The organism is Bradyrhizobium nanningense, assembly GCF_004114535.1.
Lineage (GTDB): Bacteria > Pseudomonadota > Alphaproteobacteria > Rhizobiales > Xanthobacteraceae > Bradyrhizobium > Bradyrhizobium nanningense.
Genome location: NZ_LBJC01000024.1, coordinates 186,075 through 201,056, shown reverse-complemented (window position 1 = coordinate 201,056; position 14,982 = coordinate 186,075). Strand labels below are relative to the sequence as shown.

General features: G+C 65.1%; 12 protein-coding genes. 7 read left to right on the top strand and 5 right to left on the bottom strand.

What is annotated here, in order from left to right:
* Positions 1-53 precede the first annotated feature (53 nt).
* Positions 54-1,277 carry an ABC transporter substrate-binding protein gene (locus XH84_RS18525; protein WP_128922837.1) on the bottom strand — a complete coding sequence of 408 codons (1,224 nt, stop codon included), beginning with the start codon at positions 1,275-1,277 and terminating at the stop codon, positions 54-56.
* Between the two features lie 73 nt (positions 1,278-1,350).
* Positions 1,351-2,901: an acyl-CoA synthetase gene (locus tag XH84_RS18520; protein WP_128922838.1), complete on the bottom strand. Its 1,551-nt coding sequence runs from the start codon at positions 2,899-2,901 to the stop codon at positions 1,351-1,353.
* Between the two features lie 235 nt (positions 2,902-3,136).
* Here XH84_RS18520 and XH84_RS18515 point away from each other — a divergent pair, with 235 nt between their 5' ends.
* From XH84_RS18515 to XH84_RS18485, 7 genes are all read left to right on the top strand, one after another.
* Positions 3,137-4,273: an acyl-CoA dehydrogenase family protein gene (locus tag XH84_RS18515; RefSeq protein ID WP_128922839.1), complete on the top strand. Its 1,137-nt coding sequence runs from the start codon at positions 3,137-3,139 to the stop codon at positions 4,271-4,273.
* 131 nt (positions 4,274-4,404) lie between these two features.
* Positions 4,405-5,568 (top strand): acyl-CoA dehydrogenase family protein, encoded by a 1,164-nt coding sequence (locus XH84_RS18510; protein ID WP_128922840.1) that lies wholly within the window; start codon positions 4,405-4,407, stop codon positions 5,566-5,568.
* On the top strand, positions 5,568-6,224 hold the full coding sequence (locus tag XH84_RS18505; protein ID WP_128922841.1) for a glutathione S-transferase family protein: 657 nt from the start codon (positions 5,568-5,570) through the stop codon (positions 6,222-6,224). Before XH84_RS18510 ends, XH84_RS18505 begins: the two co-directional genes overlap by 1 nt.
* 194 nt (positions 6,225-6,418) lie before the next feature.
* Positions 6,419-7,219 carry an AraC family transcriptional regulator gene (locus XH84_RS18500; RefSeq protein WP_128922842.1) on the top strand — a complete coding sequence of 267 codons (801 nt, stop codon included), beginning with the start codon at positions 6,419-6,421 and terminating at the stop codon, positions 7,217-7,219.
* 215 nt (positions 7,220-7,434) lie between these two features.
* Positions 7,435-8,301, top strand: coding sequence for a beta-keto acid cleavage family enzyme (locus XH84_RS18495; RefSeq protein ID WP_128922843.1), 867 nt, complete (start codon positions 7,435-7,437; stop codon positions 8,299-8,301).
* Positions 8,302-8,414: 113 nt separating this feature from the next.
* Positions 8,415-10,031 carry an acyl-CoA carboxylase subunit beta gene (locus XH84_RS18490; protein ID WP_128922844.1) on the top strand — a complete coding sequence of 539 codons (1,617 nt, stop codon included), beginning with the start codon at positions 8,415-8,417 and terminating at the stop codon, positions 10,029-10,031.
* The gene (locus XH84_RS18485) at positions 10,028-12,004 is read left to right on the top strand and encodes an acetyl/propionyl/methylcrotonyl-CoA carboxylase subunit alpha (RefSeq protein WP_128922845.1); all 1,977 of its coding nucleotides are present in this window, start codon (positions 10,028-10,030) and stop codon (positions 12,002-12,004) included. Before XH84_RS18490 ends, XH84_RS18485 begins: the two co-directional genes overlap by 4 nt.
* A gap of 82 nt (positions 12,005-12,086) precedes the next feature.
* Here the strand turns inward: XH84_RS18485 and XH84_RS18480 are convergent, their stop codons facing one another.
* From XH84_RS18480 to XH84_RS18470, 3 genes are read right to left on the bottom strand one after another with little or no spacing between them, the layout of a single operon-like run.
* Positions 12,087-13,082, bottom strand: a complete 996-nt coding sequence (locus tag XH84_RS18480) for an ABC transporter ATP-binding protein (protein ID WP_128922846.1) — start codon at positions 13,080-13,082, stop codon at positions 12,087-12,089.
* The gene (locus XH84_RS18475; protein ID WP_128922847.1) at positions 13,079-14,086 is read right to left on the bottom strand and encodes an ABC transporter ATP-binding protein; all 1,008 of its coding nucleotides are present in this window, start codon (positions 14,084-14,086) and stop codon (positions 13,079-13,081) included. The genes XH84_RS18480 and XH84_RS18475 overlap by 4 nt, the downstream gene beginning before the upstream one ends.
* A complete protein-coding gene (locus tag XH84_RS18470; protein WP_128948495.1) occupies positions 14,086-14,979 on the bottom strand; it encodes an ABC transporter permease in 894 nt (297 codons plus the stop codon). The genes XH84_RS18475 and XH84_RS18470 overlap by 1 nt, the downstream gene beginning before the upstream one ends.
* Positions 14,980-14,982: the final 3 nt, after the last annotated feature.

Below are 14,982 nucleotides of genomic sequence, written 5' to 3'. Positions count from 1 at the left end.
ATGGCGGCCTCTCAGCCGCCATTCGGCATCTTGTCGCGCTGTGGTAGGGCGCGTCAGCCGCCGGTTTCGGCGCTGATGATATCGCCAAACAGCTCCCACTGGCCGGCCTTGAAACGGATCATCTTGAGCTGCTCGATCGGCGCGAAATCGTTGGCGCCGGTGTTGATCTTGATGCCGGGGATCAGCGTATCGGGCGCAAAGTCCTTCAGGCTGGCGGCTTGTTTCATCACGTTCTCCCGCGTCAGATTGTCCCCGCACTGCTTCAGCGTCTGGACCAGGGTCTGTGCGGCGGAATAGCCGTAGACGAGATTGGTGTCGGAGACGTTGGCGCCCGGCATGTATTTGTCGATGAAGGCGAGAAACTTCTTCATGCCCTCATCGTCCTTCCATTGCGGGTCGGACGCGTCCTTCAGATAGGTCGCCGACAACACGCCTTCCGATGCGTCGAGGCCCGCCGGCTTCATCACGGCGCCGATCGATATCGAGACGTCGGTCATGACATGCATCGGCTTCCATTCAAGCTCGGCGATCTTCTTGATCGCCTGCGCCGCGAATTTCGGCGTCGAGATGTTGACGAAGACGTTGGCGCCGGTGCCCTTCAGCTTGACGATGTGGGAATCGATCGACGGCTCGGTGGTCTCGTAGCTCTCTTCGGCAATGATCAGCGAAGATGCCTTGTCGCCGAAGATCTCCTTGATGCCGGCGACGTAGTCTTTTCCGAAATCGTCGTTGGCATAGAAGATCGCGACCTTGGCGTCCGGCTTGGCCTGCAGGATGTACTTGGCGAAGATCCGCGCCTCGACGCGGTAGCTCGGCTGGAAGCCCATGGTCCAGGGAAAATTCTTCGGGTCGTTCCACTTGCTGGCGCCGGTGGCGAGGAAGAGCTGCGGTACCTTCTTGGCGTTGTGATATTTCTGAACGGCGGTCTGGGTCGGGGTGCCCAGCGCGTTGAAGACCAGGAACACCTCGTCGCTCTCGATCAGCTTGCGGACCTGCTCCACGGTCTTGGGCGGCGAATAGCCGTCATCGTAGGAGATCCAGTTGATCTTGCGGCCGTTGATGCCGCCCTGGTCGTTGATCATCTTGAAATAGGCTTCTTCGGTCTTGCCGATGATGCCGTAGGCCGAAGCCGGGCCCGAATAGGCCTCGACATTGCCGATCTTGATCTCGGTGTCGCTGGCGCCGGTGTCGTATTTCTTCTGCGCGGAGGCACTTTGAACCGAGAGCAGGGTCAGGGCCGTTGCCGCGGCAAGCAGGGCGAGTTTCTTGTTCTTCATGGAAATTCCTTGGAGTTTCTTGTGGGGTGGGCAGGCACTTCAAAAAATAGAGCGCCCACAAGGGGCGCTCTGGTCAGGCATTAGCGACCTTCTTGTCGACCTCCGAGGCCACCGAGAACTCCTTGCGCAAGGTCGGCTTGTGGATCTTTCCGGTGGCGTTGCGCGGTAGCGCGTCGACGAAGCGGATCTGGCGCGGGCATTTGAAGCGCGCCAGATTGGCCGCACAATGCGCCAAGACATCGGCCTCGGTCAGCTTCTGGCCGGGCTTGACCGCGACGATGGCAAGGCCGACCTCGCCCCATTGCGGATCGGGGATGCCGATCACGGCGGCTTCCGCGATGACCTCGAGTTGGTGCAGGACGTTCTCGACCTCGGCCGGATAGACGTTCTCGCCGCCGGAGATGTACATGTCCTTCCAGCGATCGACGATGTAGTAGAAGCCCTCCTCGTCGACGCGCGTCGCGTCGCCCGTGTGCAGCCAGCCGTCGGTGAAGGAGGTCTTGTTCGCCTCCGGCCTGTTCCAATAGCCCGGCGTGATGTTCGGCCCCTTGACCCAGAGCTCGCCAAGTTCGCCGACGTCGGCGTCACTGCCATCAGGGCGCACGATGCGCACTTCCGTATGCAGCACCGGTTTCCCGGCGGAGCCCGCTTTCCGTGCGGCATCCTCGCGATCGAGCACCAGCACCGCCGGCGAGGTCTCGGTCATGCCGTAACCCTGCTGCAGGGCGACGCCGCGCGCTTCCCACACCTTGAGCAGCGGCACTGGCATCGGCGCGCCGCCGACACCGCAGACGATCAGCCGGCTGAGATCGGTCGTCGCGAAGGCGGGGTGTTGCGCCATGAACTGGTAGATCGCCGGCACCCCGAAGAACACGTTGATGCCCTGCGCGGGATCGTTGATCAGGCCGAGCGCCGTGCCGGGATCGAAGGCGCGCATGATCATCACGGTGCCGCCGGCATGCAGCACGGGATTGGTGTAGCAGTTGAGGCCGCCGGTGTGGAACAGCGGCAGCACGGTGAGCAGCACCGAGGATGGCCCGATGCAGGCGGGGCCGCCGAGGTTGACGCAATTCCAGAAGGTCATGCCATGGGTGATGGTCGCGCCCTTCGGATGTCCCGTCGTGCCCGACGTGTACATGATGGTCGAGACGTCATCGAGCGTGACTTCCTCGGCGCGGTCGAGCGGCTTTGCGGCGGCGATGCCGGCCTCACAGGACCCGCCGGGCCCGAGCAGCAGGCTGGTCGCGATGCCGCAGAGCTTGGCGACGGCGAGCGCGGTCTCGGCGAGATCGGTATCGTGGATCATCACCTTCGGCGCGCAGTCGCCGGTGATGAACTGAAGCTCGGGAACGGTGAGACGGGTATTCAGCGGCACGAAGATCGCACCCAGGCGCCCGCAGGCGAACTGTACCTCCAGCGTATCGGTCGTGTTCAGTGCCAGCACCGCGACTCGGTCACCGCGCGAGACGTTCAGCGTGTGACGCAGGAAGAAGGCGAGGCGCGAGACGCGGCCATTGAGCTGCGCATAGGTGAAGCGGCGCTCGCTCGCGAGGTCGATGACCGCGACCTTGTCAGGCGTGCGGCGGCCATGATGGACGATCCAGTCGTAGTAACGAACGGCCAAAAATACCTCCCTCGGCGCACCATGCCCGGCGTGGCCCTCGGGGCCCGCCGGAGTCTGTGCAGCAACGTTTTTTTGCGCCAGAGTTGGCCTGCGAGCGGCGAAAATCGTCTTGCGTTGAGTTGCTAGTTGCTGCCTTGCCCGGAGCGTCGGCTCCAGTCAGCCACTCCGCGCAAGTGAGCCGCCAAGGTTCCGGCCATGGTTGGCGCGACGAATCCGTCCACGAGGCAAGAGTGCGATGAAGAGCCCGTTCTATACCGCCGAGCACGACGCGTTTCGCGACGTGATGCGCCGCTTCGTCGAGAAGGAGATCGCGCCTTTCGCCCATGAGTGGGACGAGGCCGGCGAATTTCCGCGCGGGCTCTATCGCAAGGCGGCCGAGATCGGCCTGTTGGGACTCGGATTCCCCGAGGAATATGGCGGGATCGCTGCCGATCAGTTCATGAAGATCGTTGCCAGCCAGGAGCTGGCGCGCGCCGGCGCCGGCGGTGTCAGCGCCAGCCTGATGAGCCACACCATCGGCTCGCCGCCGATCGCGCGCGCCGCACGGGCCGAGGTGAAGGCGCGTGTGCTGCCGCAGGTGCTGTCCGGTGAGAAGATCTCCGCGCTCGCGATCACCGAGCCCGGCGGCGGCTCGGACGTTGCAGGCCTCCGCACCAGGGCCCAGCGCGACGGCGATCACTACGTCGTGACCGGCGAGAAGACCTTCATCACCTCAGGCATGCGCGCCGATTATCTGACCGTTGCCGTGCGTACCGGGGGCGAGGGCGCCGGCGGCGTCAGTCTGCTCCTGATTGAAGGCGATACGCCGGGCCTGTCGCGCACCAGGCTCAAGAAGATGGGTTGGTGGGCCTCCGACACCGCGACTTTGCATTTCGACGAATGCCCCGTGCCGGCCGAAAATCTGATCGGCGAGGAGGGGCAGGGCTTCAAGATCATCATGCAGAACTTCAACAGCGAGCGCATGGGGATGGCCGCAGGCTGCACCGCCTTCGCCCGGGTCTGCCTCGACGAGGCGATCGCCTATGCCAAGGAGCGCAAGACCTTCGGCAAGCCGCTCGCCCAGCACCAGGTCATCAGGCACAAGATCGTCGACATGGCGCAGAAGGTCGCAGCGTCCCAGGCGATGCTCGAGATGCTGGCCTGGCGGCTCGAGCAGGGCGAAAGCCCGGTCGCGGAAATCTGCATGATGAAGAACCAGGCGACCCAGACCATGGCGTTCTGCGCCTCCGAAGCCGTGCAGATTTTCGGCGGCGCCGGCTTCATGCGCGGCATCAAGGCCGAGCGCATCTACCGCGAGGTCAAGGTCAACGCCATCGGCGGCGGCACCGAGGAGATCATGAAGGATCTGGCGTCAAGGCAGATGGGGTTGTAGCCGCGTTCTCCGTCATGCCCGGGCTTGTCCCGGGCATCCACGTTCTGTTGCCGGATGACGAAGGCGTGGATGGCCGGGACAAGCCCGGCCATGACGAGCAAATTCGAGATATCGAGAGTTGAGCTGACAAAATGCTATTCACCGCCGACCACGACGACATCCGCCGCAGCTTGCAGAAATTCATCGCCAATGAGATCAATCCTCATGTCGATGAATGGGAGAAGGCCGACATCTTCCCGGCGCACGAGCTGTTCAAGAAGATGGGCAGCCTCGGCTTCCTCGGCCTGAACAAGCCGGTTGAGTTCGGCGGCTCCGGCCTCGACTATTCCTACGCGCTGATGATGGCGGAGGAGTTAGGGGCCATCACCTGCGGCGGCGTGCCGATGGCGATCGGGGTGCAGACCGACATGGCGACGCCGGCGCTGGCGCGCTTCGGTTCGGACGAGGTGCGGCGCGAGTTTCTGGCGCCCTCGATCTCGGGCGATTTCGTCGCCTGCATCGGCGTCTCGGAGCCCGGCGCGGGCTCGGACGTCGCTTCGATCAAGACGCAGGCGCGCTCCGACGGCGACGATTACGTCATCAACGGCGGCAAGATGTGGATCACCAACGGCACGCAAGCGGACTGGATCTGCCTGCTTGCCAACACCGGCGACGGGCCCGTTCACCGCAACAAGTCGCTGATCTGCGTGCCCATGAAAGCCAAGGGCGTCACTGTGGCGCGCAAGCTCGACAAGATGGGGATGCGCTCCTCCGACACGGCTCAGATCTTCTTCGACAATGTCCGGGTGCCCAAGCGCAACCGGATCGGCGAGGAGGGCAAGGGCTTTACCTACCAGATGATCCAGTTCCAGGAGGAGCGGCTCTGGGGCGCGGCGGCCTGCCTGAAGGCGCATGAATACATCATCGGCCAGACCATCGAATACACCCGCAATCGCAAGGCGTTTGGCCAGAGCATCCTCGACAACCAGGTCGTGCACTTCAAGCTCGCGGAGATGCAGACCGAGGTCGAGCTGCTGCGGGCGCTGATCTATCGCGCCGCCGAGCAACTGGTTGCCGGCGAGGACGTGACGCGGCTTGCGACCATGGCGAAGCTGAAGGCCGGCCGGCTCGGCCGCGAGCTCACCGATGCCTGCTTGCAATATTGGGGCGGGATGGGCTTTACCAACGAGACGCCGGTCAGCCGCGCCTATCGCGACAGCCGCCTGACCTCGATCGGCGGCGGCGCCGACGAGGTCATGCTGATGGTCCTGTGCAAGATGATGGGCACGCTGCCGGGTAGTAGAGGAAACACCTGATGATCACGCTCTATCATTGCGACGCCGCGCGCTCGTTTCGTCCGCTCTGGATGCTGGAGGAGATGGGGCTGCCGTATGAGCTGAAGATGCTGCCGTTCCCGCCGCGGGTCTTCGCCAAGGACTATCTGGCGATCAATCCGCTCGGCACGATTCCCTTCATGGTCGACGGCGAGACGAAGATGACCGAGTCCTCCGGCATCTGCCACTATCTCGGCGTCAAATACGGCCCGACGCCGCTGATGGTCGGACCGGAAGATCCCGCCTATGGCGCTTTTCTGAACTGGATGTATTTCAGCGATGCCACGTTAACCTTTCCGCAGACGCTGGTGCTTCGATACAGCCAGCTCGAGCCGGAGGAGCGGCGCAATCCGCAGGTCGCCGGCGACTATGCGAAATGGTTTCTGGGACGCCTGCGCGCCGTCGAAGCAGCAACCGCAAATGCCGAAACCCTGTGCGCCGGGCGCCTCACCACCGCTGACATTGTCATCGGCTATGCGCTTCGGCTGGCCGACAATATCGGGCTCGCCAGGGATTTTGGGCCAAATGTCGCAGCCTATTGGGCGCGGCTCCAGCAGCGCGACGGTTTCAAGCGTGCCGTTGCCGCGGAACAGAAGGCCGGCGTCGAGCAGAATGTTGCACCGCGCGCGAGGGCGTAAGGGAGGCTGTCATTCCGGGGCGATGCGGAGCCATCAGACCCGGAATCTCGAGGTTCCGGGTCTGATCCCACGGACCGCCCCGGAACGACGGCGCATGTTGCGATGACAGCGCTATCCCATCGTGACAGCGCCCAAATTTCCGCTAAGGTGACCCCCGTCCGCAGCGGCCAGAGAGCCGCGCGAGGAGGATCCCCATGGAAGATAAAGGTCGCGAATCCGACCATCTGATGCTGATCACGCCGGAGCGGGTATTCTATGCCGGCCTGCTCGGCCGCCCTCGCAAGCGGACCCCCGGCTGCTGCCATGTCTATGTCGCGGTGAAGGGCAGCCTGCATCTGACGATCGACGACGTCCACACGTCGGACGAGTTGATCGTGACCCTGCCAAACCAGCGGCACACCATCGCCAGCGACTATCGCACCGTGATCAGCGTGACGTTGGAGCCGGAAAGCATGCCGGATGGCGTGATCGAGGCCTTGGCCGAGCGGCTGCGGAGGCCGGACAAAGCCGCCTATGCCCGCAAGATCCTGGCCGCCTACGCGTTGCTGCGCCAGCGCCGCTATGGCGACATCACCACCGCCGAGTTCGACGAGATGTGCTTCGGCGAGGCGCTGCCGCGCCGCGTGCTCGATCCGCGCGTGACCCGCGCCGTCGCCCGCATCGAGCGTTTCTCCGGTGAGCCGGTGACGGCCGACACCTGCGCGGCAGAAGCAGGCCTCTCGGCCTCGCGCTTCCTGCATCTGTTCAAGGAAGAAACGGGCATTTCCTTCCGGTCCTTCCGCGCCTGGAAGCGTGCGCGCCATTTGCTGCACTTCGCCAATCAGGACCTCAACCTCGCCCATCTCGCGCAGGACATCGGCTACCCCGACTCGACCCATTTCAGCCACTCGATCCGCCGCTTCTACGGATTGAAGCCGCGTGCGATCTTCGTCGGCTCGCGCGACCTTGCGATCTACCGCAGCACCGAGACGGTGAGGCTGGCGGAGGCTTCGTAGATTCGTAGGGTGGGTTATTAGCTCGCGGCTGCGCGAAGCGCGGGCCGCTGGCGTAAGCAACCACGTCTGTCTCCGCGGAAACTAAAGTGGTGGGTTACGCCTTCGGCTAACCCACCCTACAGCATCTCATTTCCCAGCTTCTCCGCGCAAGAAGCCGCATGCCACCCATCACATGATCGCAGGCGTTGAATTCTCAACGTGCGAGATATCTTTGCATGAGCGACAAGGCCGTCATCACCTGCGCGCTGAACGGCGTGCTCACCGATCCGAAGCAGCACAACGTGCCCGTGACGCCCGAGCAGATGGCGCGCGAGGCCAAGGCTGCATTCGATGCCGGCGCGTCCATCATGCATATCCACCTGCGCCAGCAGGCGCCGGGCAAGGGGCACCTGCCGTCCTGGGAAGTCGGCGTCAGCAAGGAGATCCAGCAGGCGATCCGCGAAGCCTGCCCGGGCGTGATCATCAACCACACCTCGGGCGTGTCGGGGCCGAACTATTCAGGCGCGCTCGACTGCATCCGGGAAACCAGGCCGGAGATCGCCGCGTGCAACGCCGGCTCGCTGAATTATCTGAAGGTCAAGGCCGACAATACCTGGGCCTGGCCACCGATGATGTTCGACAACGCGGTCGAGAAGGTGAAAGACTATCTCGACGTCATGAACGCGGCCGGCACCATCCCCGAGTTCGAATGCTTCGACGTCGGCATCGTTCGATGCGTCGGCATGTACCGCCAGGTCGGCATGTACAAGGGGCCGCTCGAATATAACTTCGTGATGGGCGTCGCCTCCGGCATGCCCGCCGATCCCGAGCTGTTGCCGATCCTGATCAAGCTGAAGCGTCCCGAGGCGCATTTCCAGGTCACCGCCATCGGCCGCGAGGAGATCTGGCCGCTGCACCAGCGCTGCGCCGAGCTCGGCGGCCACTTGCGCACCGGTCTGGAAGACACCTTCTATCTCGCCGACGGCAAGAAGGTGACATCGAACGGCCAGCTGATCGAGGCCGTCGCCGCCTGCGCAAGGCGTGCGGGCCGCGAGATCGCAAGCCCGGCCGAGGCGCGGAAGATCTTTGGGACGAATCGCTGAACGTAGCCTCAGCCGTCATTGCGAGCGAAGCGAGGCAATCCAGAGTGCCTCCGCGGAAACAGACTGGATTGCTTCGTCGCTTCGCTCCTCGCAATGACGGGTAGGATAGAGCCATGTCCATTCTCGAAAACACCATTTCCCCCAGCGGCGCCGCCTATCTCGCCAGCCGCGACGGCATGCTCGCTTTGATCGACCGCATGCGCGCGCTGGAAGAGCGCACGCGGGCGGCGTCGGCGGCGGCGAAAGACCGTTTCCACAAGCGCGGCCAATTGCTGCCGCGTGAGCGCGTCGCACTGGTGCTCGATCCCGGCGCGCCCTTCATCGAGCTGTCGACGCTCGCCGGCTACATGTTCGACGTGCCGGATGCGAGCAAGAGCGTGCCCGGCGGCGGTGTCATCGCCGGCATCGGCTTCGTCTCGGGTATCCGCTGCATGGTCAGCGCCAGTGATTCCGGCATCGATGCGGGCGCGCTGCAACCTTACGGCCTCGACAAGACGCTGCGGGCGCAGGAGCTCGCGCTGGAGAACAAGCTGCCTTATGTCCAGCTCGTCGAAAGCGCCGGCGCCAATCTCTTGCGCTACCGCGTCGAGGACTTTGTTCGCGGCGGCAACATCTTTCGCAATCTGGCGCGGCTCTCGGCGGCAGGCCTGCCTGTCGTCACCGTCACGCACGGCTCCTCGACCGCCGGCGGCGCCTATCAGACTGGCCTCTCCGATTACATCGTGATGGTCCGCGGCCGCACCCGCGCCTTCCTTGCAGGTCCGCCGCTGCTGAAGGCCGCGACCGGCGAGATCGCGACCGAGGAAGAGCTCGGCGGCGCCGAGATGCATACGCAGGTGTCCGGACTCGGCGACTACCTCGCCGAGGACGATCGCGACGCGCTGCGAATCGCACGCGAGATCATGGCAGCGATGGAATGGGAGCGGCCGGGCAAGGCGGCTGCCCAGTTCAAGCCGCCGCGCTACGATCAGGACGAACTGCTCGGCATCATGCCGATGGACCACAAGCGTCCCGTCGACATGAAACAGGTGATCGCCCGAATCGTCGACGATTCCGATTTCACCGAGATGGCGCCGAATTACGGCCCGGCCACCGTCTGCGGCCATGCCCGCATCGAAGGACAGGCGATCGGCATCATCACCAACAACGGTCCGCTCGATCCCGCCGGCGCCAACAAGGCGACGCATTTCATCCAGGCCTGCTGCCAGACCCGCACGCCAATCCTCTATCTCAACAACACCACCGGCTACATGGTCGGCAAGGCCTATGAGGAAGCCGGCATGATCAAGCACGGCTCGAAGATGATCCAGGCCGTGACCTCGGCGACGGTGCCGCAGATCACCATCTATTGCGGTGCATCGTTCGGCGCCGGCAATTACGGCATGTGCGGCCGCGGCTTCCATCCGCGCTTCTGCTTCTCCTGGCCGAACGCCAAGACCGCCGTGATGGGCGGGGAGCAGGCGGCGGAAACCATGGCGATCGTGACCGAGGCCGCCGCGGCGCGCCGCGGCAAGCCCATCGAAAAGGACAAGCTGGAGACCATGAAGGCGCAGATCATCGGCGTGTTCGACGGCCAGATGGATGTGTTCTCGACCAGCGCCCGCGTGCTCGACGACGGCGTGATCGATCCGCGCGACACCCGCGCGGTGCTGTCGGAAGTGCTCGCGATCTGCCGCGAGGGCGATGCGCGCACGCCTCAGCGCATGCAGTTCTCGGTGGCCCGCCCATGAGGAACGGATCAGTGCAGCATCGGCCGTTCTTCAGGGTTCTGGTGGCCAATCGCGGCGAGATCGCACTGCGCGTGATGCGCAGCGCGCGGCAGCTCGGCCTTGGCGTCGTCGCGGTCTATTCGGATGCCGATCGCGACGCACTCCATGTGCGGCAAGCGGACCAAGCCGTGCATATCGGCGAAGCCTTGCCGGCGCAGTCCTATCTCAACATCCCCGCGATCATTGCAGCGGCCAAGGTAAGCGGCGCGGACGCCATCCATCCCGGCTACGGATTCCTCGCCGAGAACGAAGACTTCGCGAGAGGCTGCAAGGATGCCGGCCTCGTCTTCATCGGTCCGTCACCGCAGGCGATCGAGGCGATGGGCAACAAGGCCGGCGCCAAGGAGATCATGAAGAAAGCCGGCGTCCCCGTCGTGCCCGGCTATCAGGGCGCCGACCAGAGCGACGAGGTGATGCTGGCGGAGGCCAGGAAGATCGGCTTTCCCGTGATGATCAAGGCCGTCGCCGGCGGCGGCGGCCGCGGCATGCGGCTAGTTACCGAAGTGGCCTCGTTCCCTGACGCCCTGCGCAGTGCGCGGTCGGAAGCCAAGGCCGCCTTCGGCGATCCTACTGTGATCCTCGAGCGTGCGATCCAGAGCCCCCGCCACATCGAGATCCAGGTGTTCGGTGACAGCCATGGCAACGCCATTCATCTCGGCGAGCGCGATTGCTCGGTGCAGCGGCGGCACCAGAAGCTGATCGAGGAGGCGCCGTCGCCCGCGGTCACGCCGGAGCTGCGCGCCAGAATGGGCGAAGTTGCGGTCGCCGCCGTCAAGGCACTGCGTTATGAGGGCGCGGGCACGCTGGAATTCCTGCTCGATGCGAGCGGCGAGTTCTACTTCATGGAGATGAACACGCGTCTCCAGGTCGAGCACCCCGTCACCGAGGCGATCACCGGGCTCGATCTCGTCGAGCTGCAGTTGCGCGTCGCGCGCGGCGAGCAATTGCCGGTGAAGCAGCAGGACATCAAGTTCGCCGGCCATGCCATCGAGGTGCGGCTGTGCTCGGAGGATGCAGCGCACGATTTCATGCCGCAGTCGGGCCGCATGGCACGTTGGCAGGTGCCTGAAAGCATCCGCGTCGAGCATGCGTTGCAATCGGGTTCGGAGATCCCGCCGTTCTACGATTCCATGATCGCCAAGGTGATCGGCCATGGCACCACGCGCGAGGAGGCGAGGGGGCGGCTGATCGTCGGCCTCGAGCAGCTCACCGCGTTCGGCGTGACCACCAATCAGTCGTTTCTGATGTCCTGCCTGCGTCATCCCGGCTTTGCCAAGGGCGAGGCGACGACGGCCTTCATCGAAACACACCGCGACGAGCTGTTGGCGCCGCGCGCCGGAGCCGCATTCGATACGGCGCTGGCGGGCCTGCTGCTCTATGTCACCAATCCGCGTGCACCATCATGGCGAAGCGGCCGGAGCCTGTCGGCAACGTTCCCGCTGCCGGCAAAGATCGAGATCGCCGGCGAGACGCTGGAGCTCGAAGTCACGCGAGAGCGTGACGGCAGCTACACCGTTGTCAGCGACGACCGCCAGGACAGATTCGAGATCGAGCAGCTCGACGCCGATACGATCCGCTTCCGCCACGACGGCGTGATGGACAGCGCAAAATTCCTGCGAGATGGCGATCGGCTCTACCTCCAGCACCGCGGCATCCCGCTCGCGGTGACCGATCTCACCCTCGCCGCGCCCAAGGCCGCCGCCGCCAACGGCGGCGACGGCAAGGTCCGCGCCGCCATGAACGGCCGCGTCGTCGCCGTGCTGGTCAAGCCGGGCGACCGTGTCGCCGCCGGTCAGCCGGTGCTGACGCTGGAAGCGATGAAGATGGAGCACGTCCACAAGGCCGGCATCGACGGCGTGGTCACGGCGATCGACGTCGCCGAGGGGGATCAGGTCACAACCGGCAGGATCGTGGCGGAGATCGCAGTATCGTAGGGTGGGCAAAGGCGCATAGCGCCGTGCCCACCATTCGTTTCGATTGGCATAGAGGTGGTGGGCACGCTTCGCTTTGCCCACCCTACGCAGTCGCGTTGCTTCGCCCCGTCCCCTCATTGAGCAGACACGCCACCTGATGCCCGTCGCCGGCATCCAGCAGCGCCGGCCGCTCGATCTGGCACCGCTCCATCGCAAACCGGCAGCGGGTGTGAAACGCGCAGCCGGGCGGCGGATTGACCGGGCTCGGCACGTCGCCGTCGACCAGCGGCGCGAGCTTCTTCGCGAGCGGGTTGGCGATCGGCACGGAGGCGAGCAGGGCCTGCGTGTAGGGATGGCGCGGGTTGCGGAACAACTCGTCCTTGCCGGCGATCTCGACGATGCGGCCGAGATACATCACCGCGACGCGGTGGCTGATATGTGCGACCACGGCGAGGTCGTGCGCGATGAAGAGATAGGAAAAGCCGTGCTGCCGCTGCAGGTCGACCAACAGGTTGATCACCTGCGCCTGGATCGAGACGTCGAGCGCGGAGACCGGCTCGTCGCAGACGATCAGGCGCGGCCCCAGCGCGAGCGCGCGTGCGATGCAGATACGCTGGCGCTGGCCGCCGGAGAACTGATGCGGGAAGTTGCGCATCTGGTCGGGCCGCAAGCCCACCTGCTCGAACAATTGTGCGACCCGTGCTTCCAGCTCCTTGCCGCTTGCGAGCCCGTGCACGGCGAGCGGCTCGCCGACGATGTCGCCGGCGGTCATGCGCGGATTGAGCGAGGCGAATGGGTCCTGGAACACGATCTGCATCGAGCGGCGGTGCGGGCGCAGCGCCGACTTGGACAGATGCGTGATGTCCTCACCGTCGAGGCGGATCTGGCCCGAGGTCGGTTCGACCAGCCGCAGCACGCTGCGCGCCACCGTCGACTTGCCGCAGCCGGACTCGCCGACGAGCCCTAGCGTCTCGCCGGCCTGAAGGGAGAACGAGACGCCGTCGACCGAGTGCACGGTGCCGACCTGCCGCCGCAGCACGCCGGCACGCACCGGATAATACTTCTTGAGATCGGTGACTTCGAGCAGTGCTCCGGTCATGCCACCTCCGCAACCTCTTCCGCGCGCCAGCAGGCGGCGAGATGGCCGCCGCCGCAATCCTCCAGCGGCGGATATTCGGCCTCGCAACGCTTGATGGCGAGCTTGCAGCGCGGCGCGAAGGCGCAACCCCTGGGCAACCGCACCAGCGATGGCACCGTGCCGGGAATCTCGTTCAGCCGCGCCGGCGCGGCGATTCCGGGCGCGGGGACCGCTGGAATCGAAGCCATCAGTCCGCGCGTGTAAGGATGCTTTGGCGAGGCGAACAGCGCTTCGACACTGGCTTCCTCGACCTTCCGCCCCGCATACATCACGATCACCCGCTGCGCAGTCTGCGCGACGACACCGAGATCATGCGTGATCAGCACCAGCCCGGTGCCGAGCTCTTTCTGCAGGTCGAGGATCAGCGCCAGGATCTGCGCCTGAATGGTGACATCGAGCGCGGTGGTCGGCTCGTCCGCGATCAAGAGCGCCGGCCGGCAGGCCAGTGCCATCGCGATCATCGCGCGCTGCCGCATGCCGCCGGACAGCTGATGCGGATACTCGCGCGTACGTCGCGCGGGCTCGGGGATCCGCACCAGACGCAGCATCTCGACGGCGATATTCTGGGCCTCTTTGGCCGAGACGTCTCGATGCAGCCGCACGGCCTCGACGATCTGGTCGCCGATCCGCATCACCGGATTGAGCGAGGTCATCGGCTCCTGGAAGATCATGGAGATGCGATTGCCTCTGACGGCACGCATCTCGGTTTCGTCCAGCGCCAGCAGATCGGTGCCTTCGAGCGAGACGGAGCCGCCGACGATGCGGCCCGGCGGGTCGGGCACGAGGCGCATCAGCGACAGCGCGGTGACACTCTTGCCGCAGCCGGATTCGCCGACGATCGCCAGCGTCTCGCCGCGCTTCACGGTGAAGGAGAGGTCGTCGACGGCCTTGAAGAGCCCCGAATTGGTGAAGAACACCGTCTTCAGGTTTCTCACATCGAGCACGAGGTCGGATTTGTCAGCCATCAGCCGCGTTGCCTCGGGTCCAGGATGTCGCGCAGGGCATCGCCGAACAGATTGGCGCCGAACACGGCGAGGCTGATGGCGATGCCCGGGAAGATCACGAGCCAGGGCGCCGTGCGGACATATTCGGCGGCGGATTCCGAGAGCATGCGGCCCCAGGACGGATAAGGCTCGGGAATGCCGAGGCCGAGGAAGGAGAGGGAAGCCTCGGTGAGGATGGTCGAGCCGAGCTGGGCAGTTGCGAGCACGATCAGCGGCGCCAGCGTGTTCGGCAGCACATGGCGCAGCTCGATGCGCACCTCGCTCATGCCGATCGACTTGGCAGCCTCGACGAAGGGCTGCTCGCGCAGCGCCAGCGTGTTGGCGCGGGTGACGCGCGACACGGTCGGGATCAGCGGAATCGCGATCGCGATGATGACGTTCGGCAAGGACGGACCGAGTGCCGCCGTCATGATCAGCGCGAGGACCAGCAGCGGCAGTGCCTGAAGTACGTCGGAAACGCGCTGGAAGACGAGATCGACCCAGCCGGACAGATAGCCTGACGTCAGTCCGACGATGACGCCGATGGTGCCGCCGAGCGCGGTCGAGCCGATGCCGACGGCGAGCGAGATCCGCGCGCCGTGAATGATGCGGCTGAACACGTCGCGGCCGAACGAGTCCGTCCCCATCCAGTGCGCCCAGCTCGGGCGAGCGAGAGCGCGCGCGGAATCGACGGTCAGGGGGTCGTAGCGCGCGATGAAGTCGGCAAAGATCGCGGTGAATACGAACATAGTCATGATGATGAGCCCGGCCGCGCCCAGCACGTGCCGCTGCGCCAGAAACAGCACGCGGCGCCACCCACCGGTCGCATGCGCGCCGGCCCGCCGAAGTTCGAGATCGTAGTCGATCGCGGCCAAACA

Bases quoted from the DNA above. Each gene is read 5' to 3' on its own strand.
- XH84_RS18490 (WP_128922844.1), top strand. From the start codon at position 8,415: ATGTCCATTCTCGAAAACACCATTTCCCCCAGCGGCGCCGCCTATCTC.
- XH84_RS18495 (WP_128922843.1), top strand. From the start codon at position 7,435: ATGAGCGACAAGGCCGTCATCACCTGCGCGCTGAACGGCGTGCTCACC.
- XH84_RS18505 (WP_128922841.1), top strand. From the start codon at position 5,568: ATGATCACGCTCTATCATTGCGACGCCGCGCGCTCGTTTCGTCCGCTC.
- XH84_RS18500 (WP_128922842.1), top strand. From the start codon at position 6,419: ATGGAAGATAAAGGTCGCGAATCCGACCATCTGATGCTGATCACGCCG.
- XH84_RS18485 (WP_128922845.1), top strand. From the start codon at position 10,028: ATGAGGAACGGATCAGTGCAGCATCGGCCGTTCTTCAGGGTTCTGGTG.
- XH84_RS18525 (WP_128922837.1), bottom strand. From the start codon at position 1,277: ATGAAGAACAAGAAACTCGCCCTGCTTGCCGCGGCAACGGCCCTGACC.
- XH84_RS18475 (WP_128922847.1), bottom strand. From the start codon at position 14,086: ATGGCTGACAAATCCGACCTCGTGCTCGATGTGAGAAACCTGAAGACG.
- XH84_RS18480 (WP_128922846.1), bottom strand. From the start codon at position 13,082: ATGACCGGAGCACTGCTCGAAGTCACCGATCTCAAGAAGTATTATCCG.
- XH84_RS18510 (WP_128922840.1), top strand. From the start codon at position 4,405: ATGCTATTCACCGCCGACCACGACGACATCCGCCGCAGCTTGCAGAAA.
- XH84_RS18515 (WP_128922839.1), top strand. From the start codon at position 3,137: ATGAAGAGCCCGTTCTATACCGCCGAGCACGACGCGTTTCGCGACGTG.